Origin of the sequence: Clostridium sp. D46t1_190503_E9 (assembly GCF_015555225.1) — a bacterium.
GTDB lineage: Bacteria > Bacillota > Clostridia > Clostridiales > Clostridiaceae > Clostridium.
The window spans coordinates 247607-270434 of record NZ_JADNKB010000006.1 but is presented as its reverse complement, the minus strand read 5'-3'; the positions used below and the strand labels follow the sequence as shown (position 1 = coordinate 270434).

General features: G+C 26.6%; 21 protein-coding genes. 2 read left to right on the top strand and 19 right to left on the bottom strand.

Annotated features, from left to right (window positions below; genetic code table 11):
• Window positions 1-162: 162 nt before the first annotated feature.
• The 5 genes from I2E83_RS09385 to I2E83_RS09365 form a co-directional block, all read right to left on the bottom strand.
• Window positions 163-3693: a beta-N-acetylglucosaminidase domain-containing protein gene (locus I2E83_RS09385; RefSeq protein ID WP_195429567.1), complete on the bottom strand. Its 3531-nt coding sequence runs from the start codon at window positions 3691-3693 to the stop codon at window positions 163-165.
• A 478-nt stretch (window positions 3694-4171) separates the two neighbouring features.
• On the bottom strand, window positions 4172-4591 hold the full coding sequence (locus I2E83_RS09380; protein ID WP_195263439.1) for a PPC domain-containing DNA-binding protein: 420 nt from the start codon (window positions 4589-4591) through the stop codon (window positions 4172-4174).
• Between the two features lie 103 nt (window positions 4592-4694).
• Window positions 4695-5618, bottom strand: a complete 924-nt coding sequence (locus tag I2E83_RS09375; protein ID WP_195263438.1) for a MerR family transcriptional regulator — start codon at window positions 5616-5618, stop codon at window positions 4695-4697.
• Between the two features lie 243 nt (window positions 5619-5861).
• Entirely contained in the window at window positions 5862-6116 is a 255-nt protein-coding gene (tlp, locus tag I2E83_RS09370; RefSeq protein ID WP_195263437.1) for a small acid-soluble spore protein Tlp, read from the bottom strand.
• 198 nt (window positions 6117-6314) lie between these two features.
• On the bottom strand, window positions 6315-6656 hold the full coding sequence (locus I2E83_RS09365; RefSeq protein WP_195263436.1) for a zinc ribbon domain-containing protein YjdM: 342 nt from the start codon (window positions 6654-6656) through the stop codon (window positions 6315-6317).
• Window positions 6657-7151: 495 nt separating this feature from the next.
• On the opposite strand from I2E83_RS09365, the gene I2E83_RS09360 reads away from it, so the two are divergent.
• The gene (locus I2E83_RS09360) at window positions 7152-7799 is read left to right on the top strand and encodes a glycosyltransferase (protein WP_195429582.1); all 648 of its coding nucleotides are present in this window, start codon (window positions 7152-7154) and stop codon (window positions 7797-7799) included.
• Between the two features lie 87 nt (window positions 7800-7886).
• Here the strand turns inward: I2E83_RS09360 and I2E83_RS09355 are convergent, their stop codons facing one another.
• From I2E83_RS09355 to I2E83_RS09300, 12 genes are all read right to left on the bottom strand, one after another.
• Complete coding sequence (locus I2E83_RS09355; protein WP_195263435.1) at window positions 7887-10772, bottom strand: ABC transporter substrate binding protein; 2886 nt, start codon at window positions 10770-10772, stop codon at window positions 7887-7889.
• Between the two features lie 275 nt (window positions 10773-11047).
• Window positions 11048-11482 (bottom strand): hypothetical protein, encoded by a 435-nt coding sequence (locus tag I2E83_RS09350; RefSeq protein WP_195263434.1) that lies wholly within the window; start codon window positions 11480-11482, stop codon window positions 11048-11050.
• Window positions 11483-11681: 199 nt separating this feature from the next.
• Window positions 11682-13130, bottom strand: a complete 1449-nt coding sequence (locus I2E83_RS09345; protein ID WP_195263433.1) for a TrkH family potassium uptake protein — start codon at window positions 13128-13130, stop codon at window positions 11682-11684.
• Window position 13131: 1 nt separating this feature from the next.
• Window positions 13132-14496, bottom strand: a complete 1365-nt coding sequence (gene trkA / locus I2E83_RS09340) for a Trk system potassium transporter TrkA (RefSeq protein ID WP_195263432.1) — start codon at window positions 14494-14496, stop codon at window positions 13132-13134.
• A 237-nt stretch (window positions 14497-14733) separates the two neighbouring features.
• Complete coding sequence (locus tag I2E83_RS09335; protein ID WP_195263431.1) at window positions 14734-15537, bottom strand: Tim44-like domain-containing protein; 804 nt, start codon at window positions 15535-15537, stop codon at window positions 14734-14736.
• 83 nt (window positions 15538-15620) lie between these two features.
• A complete protein-coding gene (gene yidC / locus I2E83_RS09330) occupies window positions 15621-16259 on the bottom strand; it encodes a membrane protein insertase YidC (protein ID WP_195263430.1) in 639 nt (212 codons plus the stop codon).
• Between the two features lie 53 nt (window positions 16260-16312).
• Window positions 16313-16543, bottom strand: coding sequence for a hypothetical protein (locus I2E83_RS09325; RefSeq protein WP_195263429.1), 231 nt, complete (start codon window positions 16541-16543; stop codon window positions 16313-16315).
• A gap of 257 nt (window positions 16544-16800) precedes the next feature.
• Complete coding sequence (locus tag I2E83_RS09320; RefSeq protein WP_195263428.1) at window positions 16801-17151, bottom strand: hypothetical protein; 351 nt, start codon at window positions 17149-17151, stop codon at window positions 16801-16803.
• Between the two features lie 6 nt (window positions 17152-17157).
• The gene (locus I2E83_RS09315; RefSeq protein ID WP_195263427.1) at window positions 17158-17379 is read right to left on the bottom strand and encodes a hypothetical protein; all 222 of its coding nucleotides are present in this window, start codon (window positions 17377-17379) and stop codon (window positions 17158-17160) included.
• Window positions 17380-17395: 16 nt separating this feature from the next.
• Window positions 17396-17938 carry an isochorismatase family cysteine hydrolase gene (locus I2E83_RS09310; protein ID WP_195263426.1) on the bottom strand — a complete coding sequence of 181 codons (543 nt, stop codon included), beginning with the start codon at window positions 17936-17938 and terminating at the stop codon, window positions 17396-17398.
• Window positions 17939-18216: 278 nt separating this feature from the next.
• Window positions 18217-18984: an SDR family NAD(P)-dependent oxidoreductase gene (locus tag I2E83_RS09305; RefSeq protein WP_195263425.1), complete on the bottom strand. Its 768-nt coding sequence runs from the start codon at window positions 18982-18984 to the stop codon at window positions 18217-18219.
• A 234-nt stretch (window positions 18985-19218) separates the two neighbouring features.
• Complete coding sequence (locus I2E83_RS09300; RefSeq protein WP_195263424.1) at window positions 19219-19920, bottom strand: hypothetical protein; 702 nt, start codon at window positions 19918-19920, stop codon at window positions 19219-19221.
• Window positions 19921-20177: 257 nt separating this feature from the next.
• On the opposite strand from I2E83_RS09300, the gene I2E83_RS09295 reads away from it, so the two are divergent.
• Window positions 20178-20642, top strand: coding sequence for a GreA/GreB family elongation factor (locus I2E83_RS09295; RefSeq protein ID WP_195263423.1), 465 nt, complete (start codon window positions 20178-20180; stop codon window positions 20640-20642).
• 266 nt (window positions 20643-20908) lie between these two features.
• Here the strand turns inward: I2E83_RS09295 and I2E83_RS09290 are convergent, their stop codons facing one another.
• Together I2E83_RS09290 and I2E83_RS09285 are read right to left on the bottom strand one after the other, a co-directional pair.
• Complete coding sequence (locus I2E83_RS09290; RefSeq protein ID WP_195263422.1) at window positions 20909-21619, bottom strand: SDR family oxidoreductase; 711 nt, start codon at window positions 21617-21619, stop codon at window positions 20909-20911.
• 140 nt (window positions 21620-21759) lie between these two features.
• Window positions 21760-22776 (bottom strand): oxidoreductase, encoded by a 1017-nt coding sequence (locus tag I2E83_RS09285; RefSeq protein ID WP_195429566.1) that lies wholly within the window; start codon window positions 22774-22776, stop codon window positions 21760-21762.
• Window positions 22777-22828: the final 52 nt, after the last annotated feature.

The window sequence follows — 22828 nt, the reverse complement described above, 5'->3', positions numbered from 1 at the left end:
GCGAAACGCGAGCCCCTTTATAAAAATAAGAAATTAACTTTTTTAAGGCAATAAAGCTTACTTGAAATTGAATAAACTTTATATTAAATAGATTTCTAAGATTGCACCTTTTCAAAAAAATTATCTTTTCTTAATAAACAAACTTTATTGTAAAACTTTTATTTAATTATTTGCAGATTTTTTTCTTAATGTTACTACTCCAACTATTAAAATAATTCCTCCTATTGCTAGAACCATAACTGGTGATGTTCCTCCTGTATTAGGTAAATTTCCATCACCTTTTCCTGAATTATTATTTTCATCACCTGTTGGAGGAAGTGGGTTACTATCTTCGCCTGGCTTACTATCATTATCTGTATTATCTTCACCTGGTTTTTCATCTTCTCCAGGATTTTCTTCCTCACCTGGAACTGATGGTTTCTCAACTAAAGAAGATATTGCTTTGTTTAAATCTTCTACTGCTTTATCTATCTCTTCTTGAGTAGCATTTGCATTTATCATAACTTCTTTTGCTACATTTAGCACTTCTTTTAGGTTAGCTATTGATTCTTCAGTGTATTTATCAGATGTCAGCATAGTTTCTGCTTTTTCTATTGCTTTTGTCAATGCTTCTTTGTTAACATCCATACTTTCTTCAACTGTTGAAATTCCGATTTCATTTAGAGTTGGAGCCATTCCATTCCATTCTATTTTTATTTCAAATACATTTTTGAATTGTGATGTATTAAATACATTAAGAGTCTTACTTAATTCCCCTATATTATTCCATCCATCTTCAGTTCTTATAGATACTGCTGCATTTGATACTGTAGTTGGATCTTGTAATACAGTGAACTTTTTGATCTCTGTGTTATCTGAAATATAATATGTTAAATGTCCTGTTTTTGGCGAATTTACATTAGGTTTGAATGCTGTGTTTAATTTACCATCTATTAAATTAGTTGGTTCAAACTTAGCTTCTGCTGCTGGTCTAACATCAAACGTTACATCATTAGTTGTATTTTCTATTTTTAACTTTGTAACATTGGTTTTAACTGACTCCTTACCTTTATTAATAATACGAATATAACGTGCATTTACACTAGAGCTCAAATCTTCTACAGCTGTCCATTCAATACCATTAATTGATGTTTCTAAAGTTAGATTATTTTTATTTGTATATTCAGCAATAATATTTTTTAATTCTTTTATTTTGTTTAACTTAATACCTACATATTCATTTTCTGCTAATGTAATATCATTTATATTTTCAAGTATAGCTGTTTCTGGTAATATATTTACTTTATTGTTAGTTAAAGCTTCTATATTTGTATAAACATCTCTAAATAAATTGCTCTCATCTTCTTTATTAATTGAGAATTCACGAACTGATATCCAGTTACTTTTGATTTCCCCTGTTGGAATAACTCTTACATATTTAGCTTTTACTTTAAGATTTTCTACAACTATTTTTTCTTTTTCTGGTCCATATGCAACACCATCTATATCCGTCCAAGTTTCTCCATCCATTGAAGATTGGAACTTAACAAAGTTAAATTTATCTCCAGCACCTGGCTCACCTTGTTCAAATGTAATACTGTTAACTTCTGTTACTTCACTTAATTCTAAAGCAACATAGTCATCTTCATTTGCAGCTCTACGAATCCACATAGTTGATAATCTAGAATTATCTCCATCAACTATATTTTGAACATGTCCCCAATATAAATTATATCCCATATTTGTATAGGGGAATAATGATAGCTTAACAGTGTCTGGATTAATTTCTTGATTAATTTTTTCACCAATTATTCTTGATAAATCCTTGGCAAATGGTACTAAATGTCTACTACCTGGCTCTGGTCTAATTTGTCCATTAATTCCTTGAACTCTATAACTTCTTGAAGAAGTATATTCACTTACACCTAAAGCATAATATTTAACAGCTTCCTCATAGTTACCTTCTTCTAAAGCAAGTGCCGCATTAACGTATGCAACTGTTGATTCAGATAAATCTCTTAACGAATCAACCCATGCCTTAATTTCATTTTTCATCAATTCATTTTTAGACTTTTGTGCAAAATTATTAGTTGCATCTAAAATTTCTTTATATTCTGCTAAAACAATCTTACTATCTTCTATTATTGATTCTTTTCTGAATAATTTCTTTGTAAATTCTTGAATTATTGGTCTTAATTCTTCAGACTCCTCTAAAGTTAATCCATGCCAAGTTGGAGCTGGATCACTCATATGCTTTGCAAATGTGTGTAATTCTTCAGTTGCATCTGGTTCAATATATTTAAATGAATCTTCCCAACTCTTGTCCATATCAAAACCTGCACGATTCCAACCATAGTCTGCAATTGCAAATAGAGCTACCTTTGAAGCTTGTGCCTCTTGCATTGGATTAGTTACAATTCCTCTAAAGTTTGTAACATCTTTATCTAACATTTCACCCTTACCCATTAATAAACGACTATTATTGATATCATTTACAGGCCAGTTTAACCACATGAAAGGTTCTCTTCCTACTGCTTCTTTAAAGAAATCGAAACTATCTTCTTTTACATATCCAAGTATAGTATCGCCTGTCCATAATATTTCAGTACTTTCAGGCATTGCAGAAATTGTGTTTAAATATTCATTATTAACATCTCCACCTGCTGACTCTTTTGTATATACCTTAGGAACAAAAATGAAACTATATACATCACCTTTTGATAATCTCCATTGTTCTAGATCATTCATAAGTCTTACTTGATCTTTTGCTTCTCCCTCAGCATCATCGGCAAGTACTCCAAACTGGCGAACACCTATACTGTATAATTGTTCAAACTTTGCAATAATCTTTGATAAATCACTTTGATAGTTTTCATCTGTATCGAACTTCATTCCATCCTTTAAAAATGGGTGAATTGTCCATATAAATTTATTTTTTGTTTTTGCTCCAACCTCAGCTAATTGTCTAAGTTCTTCTAGCTTTTCTGCTGGGTATGAATCTCTCCATTTAAGGCTATGATATTCATCGTCTTTTGGAGCAAAAATATATGCATTCATCTTAAAGTCTCCACCAAACTTCATTAAATCCATACGATTTTCATTACTCCAAGGAATACCATAATATCCTTCTATAAAACCTCTCCAATGTCCATCTGAATAATCTTTAATTAATAGTTCTCTTATTTCATTACCTTCTATTTGTTTAAATATTAATTTTAATGATGTAAGCCCATAGAATGCTGAATCAGTATCTTTACCTAATACTGCAATTACATTATCATCTACTGATACTATATGAGAATCTATTTTCTCAAAATGAGCATCATCACCTAAATTTCTATTATTAAAATAATTATCTACAATACCTTTAGAATTATTTATTCCTACTAAAAAATTTGTTTGGTCACTTTTTATTTCAGTACCTACTTCGTATGAAATACCTTTAATATTCAATACTTCAAATAATCTATTTTTAGTTGCATCATCAATTCCATCTTCAAATATAACATTTGCCTTATTTTGAAAATTTATATTACCATCGCCATATTCAATACTTTGAGGAATTGGGTATATTTCATACTCTACATTTTTAACCTCCTTTCCATCTAAAGCTTTAACCCTTAGTGTAAATACGTTTGGTAATAATGTAAATAACATAATTACCATCATAGCCTTTGCTATGAATCTCTTTAGTTTTTTACTTTTTAATCTCACTATTTGGTCCCCCTTAATAAAAATTATATAATAATGTAATTTAATATAAATTAAGCTTTTAATAATAATTAATCATATTAAATTAAACAATATTACTAATAAAAAAAAGCTGGAAAAGATATACTTACCTTTTCCAGCTAATGCTCTAAATTAATTAGATTACACGCTAAATTTTAACAAATTTTAACTTACTTTTACATTATATATAAAATAACTCCACCAGTCAACGATTTTATGGAAATTTTTTCATTCTATAAGTTTTAAAAAACTTCTATACTATTAAGTAAATTCTTTAAACTTACATAATAAAGCCTTAAAATAAAAAATAAAGAATCCAAATACATAGGATTCTTTATTTTCGGGGTTATTAAATAATTAATTTTAATTAATTAGAAAAAAAGTTTGTATATTAATTGTAAATATTTCCACTATATGAATTTTAAATATTTATTAAATATTCTGATTTAAACTAAGTCAGTTAAAATTCAATAAGATTTAAGCCTATATTCTCATCAAATTTTCTTCCTATAGCTCCATTTATTCTATTTATTATTATTTCTGCTGTAGCACTGATAACTGCTTTATTTAAATGTCCACCTATACATTTTCCCTCTAAATTTGCAAAAGTTCCATGTATATGTAAATATACTTCCTCATCCATTACTGATATATTTCCTGTAATATTTGTAATTTCAAAGTCATCTTCATAAGTAGATGAATAATATTTCTTTTCATTTGGCTTAAATAAGCCTACAACTACATGATTAGTAGCCCCTAACCCTGATATTGAACCTGCTATTATTTTTTGTTCTTCACAAACTTTTTTAATAGATTCAATAACTTCTTCTCCCTTTTCTAATCTTAAAACAATTCTTTCATCAAATACTCTATAATCCATTTTCTATTCTCCATTTCTATAAATATACTTCATCCAGTATTATACTAAGTTTATTCTTATTTTGATTTTATCATAAAAATAAAAAGTAGTATAATTCTACTCCTCAAATCTTCTCTCTTACTATTCTCATATTTTCATCATATTTTATTCCTAATTCCTTTGATATCTTATCATTTAATTTTATAAGGTTATCTTGATACTCATTATATTCACTACTTAGAATTCTCATATTCGGTATAAATATATCATAATACCCACTGCTATTAAAAAATTCAAGCATATTCTTTTTAAACTTGTAAAAAGGTTGCATAACTTTTAATATAGATTTATCATTTTGCATATCGATATTTTTTATAAGCTTTTCTTTATATTTTTCTAATTCTTCTCCTTCAGCATTTAACATATTGTATATTTCTTTTCTTGTATTTTCAGCTATATTCTTTTGTATTTCCTCTGACATATTTTCATATGCTAATTCAATAAATTTAGGTATTTTTATATCTGGCATATCATCTAGAAAACCTACTATTTTAAGCCATGCATCATACTTTTCCAAAGTATCTATTGGTTCGTTTAGATATGGTGAAAAGTGATGGGCTAAATATAACCCTAGTCCACTTGGAAAGGATCTTTTTAATTCTCTCTTTATAAACTCACCACTACTTTTTTCATCTACTATAATTTCTTCATTTAAATTTCTAATGCTTTCTTCACTTAAATCTCCAGATATAATCCTATTTAAATATACCCTTTGTATTTTTATTTCAATTTCTTTTTTATATTTATCTTTAATAACATTATTTAATATTTCCTTCTTGTTATTGCTATTTATTATTCTTTTAATATCTTTAATAGATATATCTAACTTTCTATACAAAGATATTTCATTTAATAACGATATATCTTCTTTTGAATATTCTCTATATCCATTTTTATTCCTCTTTGATTTTATTAGCTCATGTTTTTCATAATAACTAATAGCTTTTTTAGTTAGTCCTGTTAAATTAACAACTTCATTTATTAACATACTATCACCTCAAATCTATGCTAATCTATTCCCTTAGGTTCTAGTCAATAATAATTAAATTATAATATAAAATCTTTTTATTATTAATATTTATACTAATTTGTTAAACTACTTTACATTAAAATTAATAAAACATTTAGAAAATAACAAAAGCCATACATAAAAATGAAATTAAACTAATTTTTAATGTTAAATTTCATCTTTGCATGGCTTTTATTTTTTCTTGTAGTTATTACAAATTAATTATTTATAAGAATTTTCATTTGGTAGTACTTTTGATTTAATTTCATTTGCTATTGCTTCATCTCTGATTTCCTTATGAAGTCCTTTTAGCGCTCTTTCTCTTCTTTCATTTCTTTCTTCTAGATTTTCAATTGTTTTGGGATCATCTGTTTTATCAATCATTTCATTAGCTAAATGAATATTTTCTAAAACGTTATTGATATTTTCTTGTATTCTTTCTACATTATCGCTTCTATCATCAGGCTTATTTTTCATTTTAATCCCTCCTATAAATTAAATTACATTAATATGATGTACAATTTATATTCGTTTATACTGTATTAGCTATGAAATTGATTTGCCAAAAAAGTAACTTATGAACCCCTTTTTCTATTTTTTATAAAAAAAAGTTGTATCAAAAGATACAACTTTATATACTAATACAATATAATTTTTTATACCGAAATATTATCTTTAAATCTTTTTAACAAATTCTGACTTTAACTTCATAGCACCAAAGCCATCAATTTTACAATCAATATTATGATCTCCATCAACTAAACGTATATTCTTTACTTTAGTACCTTGCTTTAATGGTGATGAACTTCCCTTAACTTTTAAATCCTTTATTATAGTAACAGAATCTCCATCGCTTAAAATATTTCCATTTGCATCTTTTACTACTTTTTCATCTTCATTATCATTATTTACGGAGTCTAAAGTCCATTCATGTGCACATTCTGGACATATTAAAAGACTTCCATCTTCATAAGTATATTCTGAATTACATTTTGGGCAATTTGGTAAACTTATCATTAATCCATTTCCTCCATTAGTTAAATATTTAAACTTGTACAATATATTAATTAAAATATTGTTCTTTACAAAAAAATATATAAGGCAATCCTTATATATTTTTATACTATCATAATCACATTATATTTACAATTATTATACTTATTTGTTCTTATAAAATTAATTTTTATATACATATTTATTTCTAATTTTACTTCTAGTGTAACTTTATATATATTAGAAATTTTAAATTCACACTATTATTTTTTCTATAGGCATTATCAGGTTGCAAACACTAAAATATTAGCATTTATATCAGTATAATATGAAACATAATGTACCCAATCTTTTAAGTTTGATTTACTAATATCATTCTCTACAACTTCTATTGCTATAAAAAAATATTCCCCTTAAGTAGAAATTTCAATAAATATCAGTATTTTCATCAGTATATATCAACATATATTTGAAAAAACTAACATTAAATTCTACAACTAGAAGGAGATTATACAAATGATGAAAACTTTCAAAAAATCCTTATTCCTACTATCCTTATTAAATTTATTTTTTATTCCATTAAAAGCTAACGCCATAGAAAATACTTCTTTCACTAATGATACTTTAACTAAATCAAAATGTGATTTAAAAATGAATGAAAGAAAACTATGGATCGATCATGTTCTATGGACTAGGAATTATATTATAGCTGATATAGATTCTCTTGAAGATAAGGGCCCAGCCTTAGAAAGACTTCTTAAAAATCAGGATGATATTGGAAACTATATAAAACCCTACTATGGTGAAGAAGCAGGAAATAAGCTATCTTCTATATTGAGAGAACATATACAGCTTGCTGGGCAAGTTCTTGATGCAGCTCAAAGTGGCAACAAGAATGATTTTGAAAAATATAATAAATTATGGTATCAAAATGCAGACCAAATAGCCGACTTCCTAAGTTCTGCTAATCCTAAGTACTCAAACAAAACTTTAAAAAGTATGTTACACAAACATTTAGACTTGATTTTAGAAGCAGTCAATGCTAGATTAAAGAAAGATTGGAAGTCAGATATCGATGCATTTGATAGAGGAGAAGCTCATATAATTATGTTTGCAGATATACTTTCTGACGGAATAATCAAGCAATTTCCAGAAAAGTTCAAATAATTATTAATATAATGCCAAAATAATATAAGAGTATAAATGCTCTTCATACTCTTATATTATTTATATTTAATCCTATATTTTTATTTATCATAATTTCATAATTAATTCAAATTCATCTGATGAAATAGGCTTGCTAAAATAATATCCTTGTATTCTATCACACCCTATTTCATATAAAATATCAAACTGTTCTTTTATTTCTACCCCCTCTGCAACAACAATTATATTCATTTCATGTGCAAGTTTAATTATACATTCAGCTATCACTCTATCATTTTCACTTTTATGTATATTATCTATAAATGATTTATCTAGTTTAAGCTTATCTATTGGAAGTAATCTTAAATAGCTAAGAGATGAATATCCAGTTCCAAAATCATCCAATGCTATTTTAACTCCTAAATCTTTTATTTCATTAAGTACCTTTAAATTTTCTTCTATATTATTCATAACTATGCTTTCTGTTATTTCAATTTCTAAGTATTCTGCTGGTAACCCACTTTTATCTAATATTTCTTTTATTGTATTTAAGAAATTACTTTGATAAAGTTGTATAACTGAAACATTAACAGCTATAGTCATTGGAGTAATTCCTTTATCAAGCCACTCCTTATTCTTTATGCAAGCATTGTATAATACCCATTCCCCAATTGATATTATTAATTCACTTTGCTCTGCAAGTGGTATAAATTCTATTGGTGAAACATTTCCAAAGGAATTGCTTATCCATCTTAATAAAGCTTCTGCTCCTATAACTTTAGAATCATTAATATCTATTTGAGGTTGATATAGTAATTTAAATTCTGATTTACAAATAGCATTTCTAAGACCATCTATTAATTGCGATTTTCTAACTATATCTTTAGACATACTTTCATGATAAAATAAATATCTATTTTTACCATTTTCTTTAGCTTTATACATAGCTATATCTGAATTTTTAAGAAGCTCTGATTTATTTGAAGCATCATTTGGAAAAATACTTATACCAATACTTACACTAGTAAAAATGTTTTTTCCCTTAACTTTAAATGGATTTTTAAATAATTCTAGAATTTTAATAGCTAGTTCTTCAACTTTTGATTTTCCATTGATGTCTAAATTTAATATTAGAAATTCATCTCCATCTAATTTACATATAAATTCATCATTATCTAAAATTTTTATAAATTCTTTTGCAATACATTTTAAGAATTCATCTCCATAATCATGTCCTAAAGTATCATTTATATTTTTAAAATTATCTATATCAATTAAAAATGCTGCTCCTCTATATTCCGTTTCTAAATCCCCTAATAATTCATCATCAACTTTATCTAAGAACATATGCTTATTAGGCAATCTAGTTAATTGATCATAAAACGCTAAAGTTTCAATTTTTTCTTCTGCATTTTTTCTTTCAGTAATATCTGAAATAGAGCCCGAAATCTTTACTGGATTATTTTCACTATCAATTAATGCTTTACCCCTTATAAATACCCACTTAATATTATTAAGTATGTCAACTACCCTACATTCAACATTAAAATAAGAAGATTTTTTATTTAAATGTTCTTCAAACAATAATAATACTTTTTCTAAATCTTCCTTTAATATTATTTTTTTAAATGTATCTATTAAATCTTCTGAACTATAAATTGTATATCCAAGTAAGCTTCCAAACTTATCTGATAAATAATGTTCTTTATTTTTAAAATCATATTCCCAAATTATATCATTTGCTCCATCAACAGCAAGCTTATATCTCTCTTCACTAGCTTGTACTTCATTATATTGCATTTCTAATGACTCTTCTGTAGCCGCAAGTTCTTCATAAACAACATTTAGTTCATCATAATTTCTACTTAATTCTTTTTCAGTTATAATTCTTTTTTTTATATTAATAATTAATATTACTATAAGAATTACTAAAGATAAAATTACGATAGAAACTATATATATTTCTATTTTATATGTACTATAAAATGAGAATGGCTTATTTATAATATTATATGTACTTGGAATCTTGTCTATAGATATATCATATTTATTTAACTCATTATAATCAAATATGAACTTACTAGGTGATTCTCTTTCAATAGGTATATTTTGCACATTCTCTCCATTTAAAATATTTAATGTCATCTCTGCTGCAATTTTCCCTTGACTATATCCATCTATTACTTTCCCGCCTATAATATTATCTGTTAACATAAAATCCCAGCACACATAAACGGGTATATTTAATTCTTTTAAATAGCTATTAATTTCACCATAAGGTACATAATTACCAGCTTCTGATTTTAATTGTCCTATCATTAGAATAGCAGTTTCTTTATTTAAATTATTTCTTTTATCTAAAATTTCAGATAAATCAATATCTCTATAAAAATTAAAATTAATATCATAGCTATATTTAGATATAGCTTTTCTAACTAATTCCTCATTTAGCTTCCCAGAAGACATAGAATCTGAAATTACCATAACCTCTTTTACATCTTCCTGAAAAAATAATATACTATCTATTGTAGACTGCACATCTATAGCTTCCACTACTCCTGTATAATTGGATTTTCCTTTAAGCATTTCATCATTAAAGTTATTTATTCCACAAAATACAACTGGTATGCTTCCAAAAATATCCTCCCCATAATTTATCATGAAATTTAATGCATCATTATCTGAACATATAATTGCATCAAATTTAGTATTCTTATATTTCTCAGTATAAAGTTCATTTAATATGCATATATAAGTTTCGCCTCTATTATTTTTTAAGTCCATAAATTCATAATATAATATTAAATCATCTCTTACTCCTAGAGTTTTTTGTATACCTTCCTCAATATCTCTAGTCCACTGTAACTCTTCACTATATGAATTTAAAATTAATATTTTTTTATTTGATTCAGCCTTTATAGGAACTTGAAAATTCAAGATAATAAATAAAAATATTATGAAGGAAAACATCTTCTTTTTCAAATTTCCACCCATTACATCCCCCTAACCATAAAATAAATTATTAATCTGTATTTATTTGTACTCTTTTTCTAATTGCGACTTTTAAAGTTGTCTTATAATTTAATATAGGGTTTCACAAAATAATTATACTCAATGATATAGCATTTTTCTACAGTAAAAACCAAAAAGTATTATTAATTAATTTATATTATACATATATATTTAAGAGAGTGTAAACTTCATAGATCGATGCAGTAACTCCTTAAAATAAATGCTTAAAATTATTTTTACACTCTCAATTGTACCTCTTAATAATATCTTGCTCTAACCTCTCTTGTAAAACCATAATCAATAATGACTGGTTCCCCATTAACTATTCCCCAGCTACTAGTCCTGCAGAGATCATTTGCTAATAAATTATATCTATATACAATATTCTGAAGTTCTCTTAAGCTAAAGAGTTCGTCAATGCTTCTAACATTAAAATAATAAAGAATATCTTTAATATTGTTTATTTTATCTGCTTTTTGCATTATTAGATAATCAAAATTATAAGAGGCTTCCTTCACCTTTGCAAATAAATCTGAGGAATCTATTGATGAAATTTGATATTCAACTTTATTTTGCGCTATTCCAGCTTCATTTTTTGCAATTTTTATCACATATCCATTTCCTAGGTCAAATACTCTTCGTGCCGAACCTGAACCAATGTATCTATAAAACATTCTTCTCTTGTTAAACATAATTTACCACTCATTTCAATTATTCATTTGATAAAAATCTAAATAGAAATATTAAGGAATATTCTACATATTATCTTATTCTACCTACAGTAAACTAGTTCATATTTTAAGGCTTCTTATTAATTTTGAGATTTAAATTAATAAAAAAAGATATTTAAAGTTACTAACTTTAAATATCTTTTTTTATATCAAGTTTAATTTAATAAGTCTTTTTCCAAATTGATTTACTAAACATAATTAACATTGGATAAATTTCTAACCTACCAGCAAGCATACAAAAAGATAATGTTATTTTACTTAATGGTGAAAATGCTGAAAAGTTACCTATTGGTCCCACCATTTCAAATCCTGGTCCAACATTACTTATAGTTGTTAATACAGATGTTGATGTTGTAACTAAGTCAAACCCATCAAAGGCAACAATAAACATCGCTATTAACGAAATTACAATGTGTGCTCCTATAAATAAAAATACACCTGATATAGTTTCTTCATCAACTAATTTTCCATCTACTTTAACACTTTGTATTCTTTTAGGATGTAATATTTTATCTATACCACGTCTTATAGCCTTAAGTATTATAACTATTCTTATTGTTTTTACTCCACCACCTGTAGATCCCGCCATTGCACCTGTTAGCATAAGTATCATTATTATAATTTTACTTAGTGTTGGCCATAAATTAAAATCTACTGTCGCATATCCTGTAGTAGTAACTATAGATGCAACTTGAAATGATGATTGCCTTATTGATTCAATTAAATTTCCATTATTAAAATCCAGAATATTTATCGTTATAAATATTATAGATATCAAAATCATTAATAAATAATATTTTAGTTCCTCACTCTTGAAAAAGTTCTTAACATTTCCTTTTATTATTTGAAAATATAAGGCAAAATTAATTCCAAATAATATCATAAATACTGTTATAATCCACTCAACAGCAGGGTTATTAAACGCAGCAACACTTGAATTCATATTAGAAAAACCACCTGTTCCTGCTGTTCCTAATGCATGTATTACCGAATCATATGGAGAAAGACCTGCTGCCATCAATAAAATTGTTTGTATTACAGTTAAAATTAAATATATTATATATAAGATTTTAGCTGTTTCTCTTATCTTAGGAACTATTTTTCCAGGGTTTGGTCCTGGACTTTCTGCTCTTAATAAATATATTGTATTAGAACCAAGTGATGGTACTAATGCTAATATAAAAATTAAGAATCCCATTCCACCTATCCAATGTGTGAAACTTCTCCAAAATAATATTCCTCTTGGCAATGACTGAATTTCTGTTAATATTGATGCTCCTGTTGTTGTAAAACCAGATACAGTTTCAAAAAATGCATCTACAAAAGATGGGATTGCACCACTTATAACAAATGGTAAAGCTCCAAATGCTGCTATTACAATCCACGCTAATCCTACAGTCAAAAAACCTTCCTTTGCATACATCCCTTTTTCTTTAATTTCTATTCTTCTAAGTAACAAAGCTATTGGCATCATTAAAATCATAGTAATTAAAAATGCAAAGCTATCTCCATCTCCAAAAGCTAATGATATTCCAAAGGGAATTAGTAAAAGTATTGATTCATAAAGCAATACATTACCTATTACCTTTAGAATAATTTTATAATTCATATTATCTGCCACCTCCAGAGAAGATGTCATCAATATGAAGGATATTCATATTCTTAGTTACAATAATAACTCTATCATTTACTTTTAAAGAATCATCTCCTGTTGGAATGATTATCTTATTATTTCTAACAATTGTTGCTACTAATATATCTTTATTAAAGATAATATTTTTAAATTTTATATTTATATTTTTAGTATCATTGCCAACTACAAATTCCACTGCCTCTGCGTTATCATTACAGATTCTATATATATTTTCTATGGAACATTTTTTCTTATTTCTTAAAGTTCTTGCATATCTTAATATCTTATATGCAGTAACTAACTTTGGATTTACTATAGAGTTTATTCCTACTGTCTTTCCTATTTCTCTATAATTATTTCTTGTTATTTTAGTTATTACATTACTTACAGATTTGCTACTTGCTAGAAGAGACGCTATAATATTATCCTCATCTCTACCTGTTAAAGTAATAAAACTATCAACTTCTAATAAACTTTCAGATAATAATAACTCTTCATCCATACCATCTCCATTAATTATTATAGAATCTGGTAAAAGATCGTTAAGCTCTTCACAAATTTTTATATCTCTTTCTATTATCTTACAATTCACTCCAACTTCACTAAGCATTTTAGAAAGATAATATGCTATTTTCCCTCCACCAATAATCATGGCTCTTTTCACTTTTTTCTTATATTTTCCTAGTTTATTAAATAAATTTTGAATATCTTTATGTTCACCTATAACATATACTCTGTCATCTTTATGAAAAATATAGTCTCCTCTAGGCATTATAAATTCATCATTTCTCTCTACTCCACAAAATAGTACATTCCCTCTAATAAAAGTAATATCACTTACCCTTTTACCTTCGAGATCTGTATCATTAGACACCTTAAATCCAACTAAATTCACTTTACCACCGGAAAAACTATCTATACTACACACTGATGGATATTTAATTAACTTAGCTATTTCCATTGCTGCAGCTTTTTCTGGATTTATTACTAAATCTATTCCTACTGCTTCAGTTAATAAGGTTATATCTTCATCATAATCTGGAGTTCTAACTCTAGCTACAGTATATTTAACTCCTAACTTTTTAGATGCTAAAGAACAAAGCATGTTTAACTCATCACTATCTGTTACTGAAATTAATAAATCAGCACCTCTTATTCCCGCTTCGTCAAGAACCTTTAAACTAGTACAGTTTCCTTTAACACACATTACATCTAAATTATTATTAATTTGTTCTAAAGCTCCATCCTTATTATCTATAATAGTTATATTATCTCCGTCCATAGATAAGTATTTTGCTAAGGTATATCCTACTTTACCTGCACCGACTATAATAATGTTCATGTTAATTCTCCTTGTTACCTAATCTTAGTCATATGTGTAATAAATCAATTATACCTTACAAATAAAAATAATAATAGTGATTAAATCTAGTAAAAATAATATTTAAAAAAACTTTAAATTTAGGTGAGAATTATTTTTATTTTAATATTTTCTACAACATCACAAAGAAGCCACCTACAATAAAACATTATAGATAGCTTCTTTTTAAAAAGATAAAATATCTGTATATTTATAATATTACTTAGATTTCTTATTTTTTATATTTATATCAAAAAAATCTAAATCATTAATATCGTCAATTTGCCTTATTTCATCTAATATCCATCTCTTTTCATTTTTTATAAATTTCCAGTACTCTTCAAAATGAGTACGTCTATATTTATTACCTTCTATTACTTCATTTGTTTCCTCTTTTATTGTATAATCGATTGATTTTGCTTTTATATGAACCCATAAAGAATCTTCATTAGTTCCATCTTGATCCTGCAATGCAATAGGAATAGCGCTTATTAACTTCATTTTTTCTAGGATGTTTTTTTCTTTTCTTACTTTCATCCATTCTGTTTTTGATTTATGCCTTATGTATAACTTTTCACTCATATACTCTTTAGCTAAATCTTGATTCCTTTCCATCCAGGCAACTTGAACTTTATAAAAAGCTTCTTCTATATCATTCTTTATACTATTATAATCCCAATTATAATCATTCTTAGATAAATTCTTAATAGCCGAAATACTTTTTGCTTTCTTTTTACTAAGTCTTACCTTTAAAACAATTGTTCCTGCTGATCCAACAATAGCAAACATGCCAAGATTAATTATTGAAGTGATTGGATTACTTCTTCCTCTATAACTTCCACTTGGTGAACCTCCATGAGAGGAACTATGGCTTCCACCTCCACCGCCACCGCCACCGCCTCCACCACCGCCTCCTCCACCGCCAGCTCTAGCATAAGCAACTAATGGTCCATTAACAACCAAAATCACCATTATTATTGCTGAAAATCTTTTTAGAAAATTACTAACTTTAAATTTCTTCATTACTCTCTCCCCTTTAAGTGTTTAAATTTTATTAATTACTTTACATAAAAGGATTTAAAGCAAAACTTTAAATCCTTTTTAATCTAAGCGAAAACTTTATTTCTACTATATATCTTAAATCCAGTATCCTCTATTAATGTAAATATACTTGAAGTTATAAAGTAAATTCCAACTCCCACAGGTGCTTTTACAGTTATAGCTAATCCAAATATCAACATAGGAATAATAGATTTTATACTTATCGGTTCTTCATTAATATTAAAAATCTTAAAATAAGAAATTATACTTGGTAATATAGAAACTATTGTATAAATCAAAGGAACAATAAATTTATCATCTGTGCTACCAATATTCATAACCCAAGGAATTAACATTGTCATAGATTCAAATTGAAGCCTTGTTATAGACATATATAACCCAGATACTACTGGTAACTGCAATAATGAAAGAAAGCATCCAAACATTCCTTTAGAATTATTTAAATAAAGCTTATTTAATTCCTCATCTTGTCTTCTTTTATTATTTTTATACTTTTTCTTAACAATCTCTACTTGCTTAGAAAAATTTATTTGCTTTTTCATAGAAATTCTTTGCTTTATAGAAAAAGGTAACATCAATAGCTTTACAGTTACTGTTATCAATACTATAGCTATCCCCCAATCCCCTGTTATATTAAAAGCAAACTCTATCATAGATTTAAATATATTTATAATGATGTCCATAAAAATCCTCCTAATTATTTAAATAATTTGAAATTAATTTATAAGACATCCTTTTAAAATAAAGTACAGTACCGCCATATATCTATTTTCTCATAGGTCTTATATCCATCAGCATTTAAAATCTTGGAAAAATCTAATCTTTCTTTATTAATCAAATTATTGAAAATTGCTTTATTAAATTTCTCCTTATTTCTATAAACATAGCCTTTAAAACATATATATATGTAAGTTGCAATACTAAAAATAAAAACTAATTGAATCAGATATATCATATCAAATTTCATATATTCTCACCCCTATGAGTTATATTATAACTCATTATATGTTATCGCGTATCAACTGTCAATACATGGAACAAATTTAAATAACTTTTATTTACACTTTTTAATACCTTCTAAATAAAATAATAACTGGAATCATTTTTTTATTTTAAAATTGATTCCAGTTATTATTAGAAAATCTGCTGTTAGTATATAACAACAATACCTATGTGCTTCTAATTCTAATTATTGTTTCTTATTAAGTATTTTCTCTGATAAGTCTAGAAAGTATAGAAAAATGGAAATGGTGGGACAAAATAAGGATATCCTAATAGAGCCAATGCAGCTAAATTTCCAAGTGGAAAACCTTTCCTCCTAAAACGTCTAAATCTTCTTCTTGGACGACCGACACCTGGGAATTGTCGTTGTTGATTAGATTCATTTTCATCTTCTGGTTCCATAACATCTTCTCCAACTAACACTATAACACGATCTCTATCTACATCCTCAATAATTCCGTCAATTGTACTTCCATCTGTCAGTGTAATAATAACGTGAAAAGACATAAGCCTTTTACATTTATCGTGTAATGGTTGTAAGTCTCTGTAATAATCAATTCTTTCCAAAGACATTTTTTATCAACTCCTTTCATGACTATGATATTCACCTATAGGTGCAACTGTACCATAGTAGTCACCAAAAAGTGAGAATAATTCGAACATTTTAGAAGTTGCTATATGCTTCCACTTATCTGCATTCCAAGAAATAATATTTTCTGCACTATCAACTTTTTGTATGTCTTTATATGATAATATAAAAATAACTAATACCCTTATCAAATTAATAAGTTTATTAGTCATTTTTATACTATCATTTTTATCTATTTATTACCTTACCTTGTAATCCTTCTATTACATCTAAAGTCTTTTCATGCAATGATTCATCAAAGCTAGCACAAAGACTTCCATCAACTACTACTTCTGCATTTCTAAATTGTGATTGGAACATCACTACATTGCTTATTACACATATATTAGTAACTACTCCAACTATCTCTATTTCAGTAATATCCTCACCTATTTCGTTTGCAAGTTTAATCATATCACTTGGTGCCATTCCAAATCCGTATTTTTCGTAATGAATCGTATTTTCTCTATTTGAGAACTCTTTTAACCTACCATATAGTTCATGACCTTTAGTACCTTTTATACAATGAACAACTGGCAAGTTTTTTCCTTCTCTAGTATCTAAATAATTATCTAAATGAGTATCATATGTGAATAACACCTTGTTATTCTCCTTTATATATTCATTTACTTTATTATAAATTCCATTTTCTAAAGATATAGCTTTCTCAAATCCCAATGCCCCATCAACAAAATCCTTTTGATAATCAATAACTACTAATAATTTTTTCATCTTAAATTCCTCCCCAATTTTATTATTATTTTCAAGTGTTGTTATATCTATCCTTACTATTAATTTAATACTATTATTTTATCATAATAACTTAATAATAAATATATTTCTCTATTTCATTTTCAATCTCTTGAAGAATATTCTAAACTAAATTATAAAAAATATGGGGAGATTATTTGTGTAAAGCATTATTTATTCTAAAATCCATAAAGATTTTCACCTTAATTTTTTCATTCTTTCATTTCTTAATTATTTAATTAAAAATATTTCTATCTACTTTAAACTATTGATAGCCCACCATCTACCACAATATGTTGTCCTGTTACATAACTTGATGCATCAGAAGAAAAATATAAAATAGTTCCATTCAACTCACCTTTTTTTGCAGGTCTAGATGCTGGACAAAGTGTATTATAACTCTTTAAAAATTCTTGTGATTTAAATAAAGTATCTTCAGTCATTTCAGATTCAAATAACCCTGGGCAAACAGAATTCACTGTTATACCAAATTGAGCATAAGATGCAGCCATACCTTTTGACAATCCTAAAACTGCTGCTTTAGAAGCATTATAAGAATGTCTAATAAATACATCCGCTTTATCTGCTAATAACGCATTTATTGAACTAACGTTAACTACTTTTCCGTAATTTTGCTTTTTCATAACTGGAATAACATATTTACTAACTAAATAAATACCTTTCACGTTAGTATCCATACTCTTATCCCAATCTTCTTCGCTAAGGGTATCTACACCACCACGTACTGCGATTCCTGCATTATTTAATAATATATCAATTCTTCCAAATTTATTAATTACAGCTTCTATTGCAGCTTTCACTTCCTCTTCATTAGTGACATCACATTTAACTGCAATGGATTCTACTCCTAAAGCTTCTATTTCTTTTGCTAAACTTTCTATTTTTTCAACTCTTCTTGCTAAAACACAAACATTTGCACCTTCTTTAGCATATGCTATTGCGGCATCCCTTCCAAGTCCACTTGATGCACCTGTAACTACTGCAATTTTTCCCTTTAAATCAAACATATTTATACCTCCCATATTTTTAATGTACTAATTTATTTATACATTTAATTATAAAGTTCTTTATATAAAAGTATTCCTTATAGTTTATGTAAATATTTCTTTTTTTATTTAGTATCAATTCAATCAATACAGAAAGCAACTTACAAACAAATAAAATAAGAGCTGTTACAAACAGCCCTTTAATAAAAAACCTATAATGTTAAATTAAAACTAAACAACATCTCAATTTTAATCTTATTTATTAATAATATGTTTTAAATCTATAATAGCATTTATTTTAAGCCCATTTTCTTCTAAAGAAATTGATTTCAAATTAATTCCTTTAAAATTATCCTTATATACTATTGCATCTCCTTTATCGAACTCTACATTTACTTCTCCATCTTCAGGAAACCAATCTTTCACAAAACTTTTTAAAACTAAATTAACTATCCAATTTGATATTCTTAAATCTAAGCACTTTACTTCATCTATTGTTATTACCAAATCTTCATCACTATTAACACTTGGCTTAATCTTTACTTCAATTGGTGTTTTTAAGTCATTTGAAATTTCATAATTTACATAAATACTGATATAATCATCATCTATTCTTACATTAACATCTTTCATTTTTTCGTTATTAGTTTTTTCTAAAAAATAATCCATTCCATTTAATATAGTTTCTTCTGAAGCAAATAATTCTCCCTTAACTCCTATTGGATTATTTATCACTTCTATATTATTAGCTTGAAGTCCAGATATTGAACTTATAAAATTTAATATTTCATTTTCATTTTTATTTTCTGTTTCTGCCATATTATTTATCTCATTATTATCCTTATTAATATTTTCACTTTTGTTTTTATTGATTTTATTAAGGGATATAACTGTAACTATAAATATAATTAAAACAGAAACTATAGAAGCAATTATTATAGATAACTTCTTATTCATTTTTATCCTCCTTAAAACTATTTATATACTATATTATTTCTTTTGTGTTAATGCTTATTAACTTAGTAATACTGTTATTATATTTTGTATTAACTTAAGTATCCATATTATAAATAAAAATTATAGTAAATGAATCAAATTTATTTTTGATAAGTTACCTTATATTACTTGCTATAGCTTTTATATAAAAAATCTTTTATTTTTTTCTATATATTATATAATATTAACATGATATCTATTGAGAGGGGTTTAGTTTTATGAATAATACGCTAACTGAAGAAAATATAAAAAAATTAAGAGAAGAATTAGAATATAGAATGACAGTAAAAAGAGCTGAAATTGCAAAAGAAAAAGCAATAGCCGCTGCACATGGTGATAGATCAGAAAATGCAGAGTATAAAGAGGCTTGTGCAAACTATAGAGAAAATGATAATAGAATTCAATACTTATTAAACATGATTTCAACAGCAACTGTTATAGATGATGAAGAAATTGATAAATCTGCTTTAGGAATAAATAGTAAAGCTAAAATTAAGTTTATAGAAGACGATTTTGAAGATGTTATAACTTTAGTTACTGTTATGGATTCAGACCCTGAAAATATGTGCATAAGCATAGAATCAGATCTTGGGTTAGCTTTAAAAGGCAAGAAAGTTGGAGATATTGTTGAAGTTGAAGCTCCTGAAGATAAATATACAGTTGAAATATTAGAAATTTTATAATAGCAAAAGTGCCTGTAGCACAAATATAAAGGCTACGATAAATAGATATGTTCCATAAGCTAAATAGTTAAGCAAAACTAAGGCCTAGTAGTTCTTCCTTCGCCAAGTGCTTCTAATTGCTCGCTATATGCTTATTCCACAGTCTATTTATCTTCGCCAACTATATTCTGCCACTTTACACAGTTAAATTTAGAATTGTATTCGATATTATATAAAAATCGGAAAGTTAATACATATCATTATGTTTAAGTCGCAATTTATAACAATTATTCTTCATAAATCATCTTTTTTGTCATTCCACCATCTATGATAATATTTGCTCCATTTATAAAATCATTTTCTTCTTCACATAAAAACAAACATGTTCTTAATATATCACTTGGCTTTCCTACCCTACCTGATGGATGTTGTTTATGGTCTATTTCTCTAAGATATTCATAATTATCTACTTGTATCCATCCAGGGCTTATAGCATTTACAGTTATCGGTGTATTTGATAAAGATATAACTAAACTATTAGTTAAGGAAACAATTCCACCTTTTGATGCTCCATATGCTTCCCAATCTGATTCATTTTGATTATATCTAGTTGAAGCTATATTTATAATTCTTCCAAAGCTTTGACCCTTATTTGCTTTCACAAATTCTTTGCAACAAATAAAGCTTCCCCTTAAATTTGTATTTATAACATTATCGAATTCTTCTATGTTAATATTAAATATTGATTTACTATATGAACTTATCGCTCCATTATTTATCAATATATGAATAGCTCCATATTTTTCAATTGCTTTAGCAAAAACATCTTTTATTTCATTTTCATTTTTTAAATCTGCTTTATAAAATTCAATATTTTCATTATTATATTTAGCATCTAAAATATCTACTGCAATTACTTTAAATCCTTTATCAGCAAAACCTTCTGCTAAGTGGTATCCTATTCCTTTTGCTGCTCCTGTAATTAATGTAACTTTCATATAACCATACACCTCCATACTAACTTATAAGTTCACAACTTCAAAGCCATATATTCACATATTTATCTGAATGTATACTATAAAATTTAAAGTAAAAGATATCTTTAATCTAATGTATTTAAAGATATCTACAATTTATCTTACTTTAAATTCTTAATTCCCTCTTCTAATATTTTTAGTTGAAGTAAAGTTTGCTCATCTGTTATAGTTTTATCTTTATTATTTACTATTGCTTCATATAAATCATCATATACTCTTCCATAATCACCATTAACAGATTTAACTTTTTCCTCATGGATTGTTCCTTCATCATCCATATATGTTAATGTTCCATAATGATTAAAGGTATCAACTCCAAAATCCTTATTTGTTGGCATATAAAACATCTTTAAATGCTCTTCTTGTCTATCTTTAGTTTCTTTTACAAAGCATCCTTTTTTACCATATAAAACAAAGCTAGGTCTTTCTTTTATTCTAAAGTAACTAGATTTAACAGATACTTTTAATACTCCATAATATAAATCCAAATCAAAATAGTCATTCATTCTACCTGTTCCTAGTAATTGTCTAACATCATAATTAATTTTATCTGGTTCTCCAAAATAACTTATAACTTGATCTAATGTATGACAAGCATGACCATATAAATATGAATCATAAGGTGAAAAACTATTAGTTGATTCTGGCACCTCTGGACGATAATAATCAAAATGCATCTCAAGCTCTAGCAAATCCCCAAGCTTACCTTCTTCTATTACCTTTTGAACTGTTAAAAAGTCACTATCAAACCTTCTATTTTGATATGCTTGAACTATTAGCCCTTTTTCCTTTGCTAAGTCAAATATTTCTTTTGCTTCATCATAAGTTTTCATAAATGGCTTTTCAACTAAACAATGCTTGTTATGCTCCAATACTAATTTTGCGTAATTATAATGACTATCTTGCCTTGTACAAACTACGATTAATTGTATATCTTTATCATTTAATAATTCATCTAGGTCAGATGTATAATTTACTCCTTCTATTCTATCCCAAGCTTCATTTTTGGGATTTCTTTGATATATTGTCTTTATATTTATATTTTTTCTTTGTAAAACAAATGGTAAATGATATCTATTAGTACTTTTACCATTTCCTATATAACCAATTGTAAGCATATTTCTCCTCCGTAAAATTTATATTTTATTTAAATTATATCATTTTTTTAGA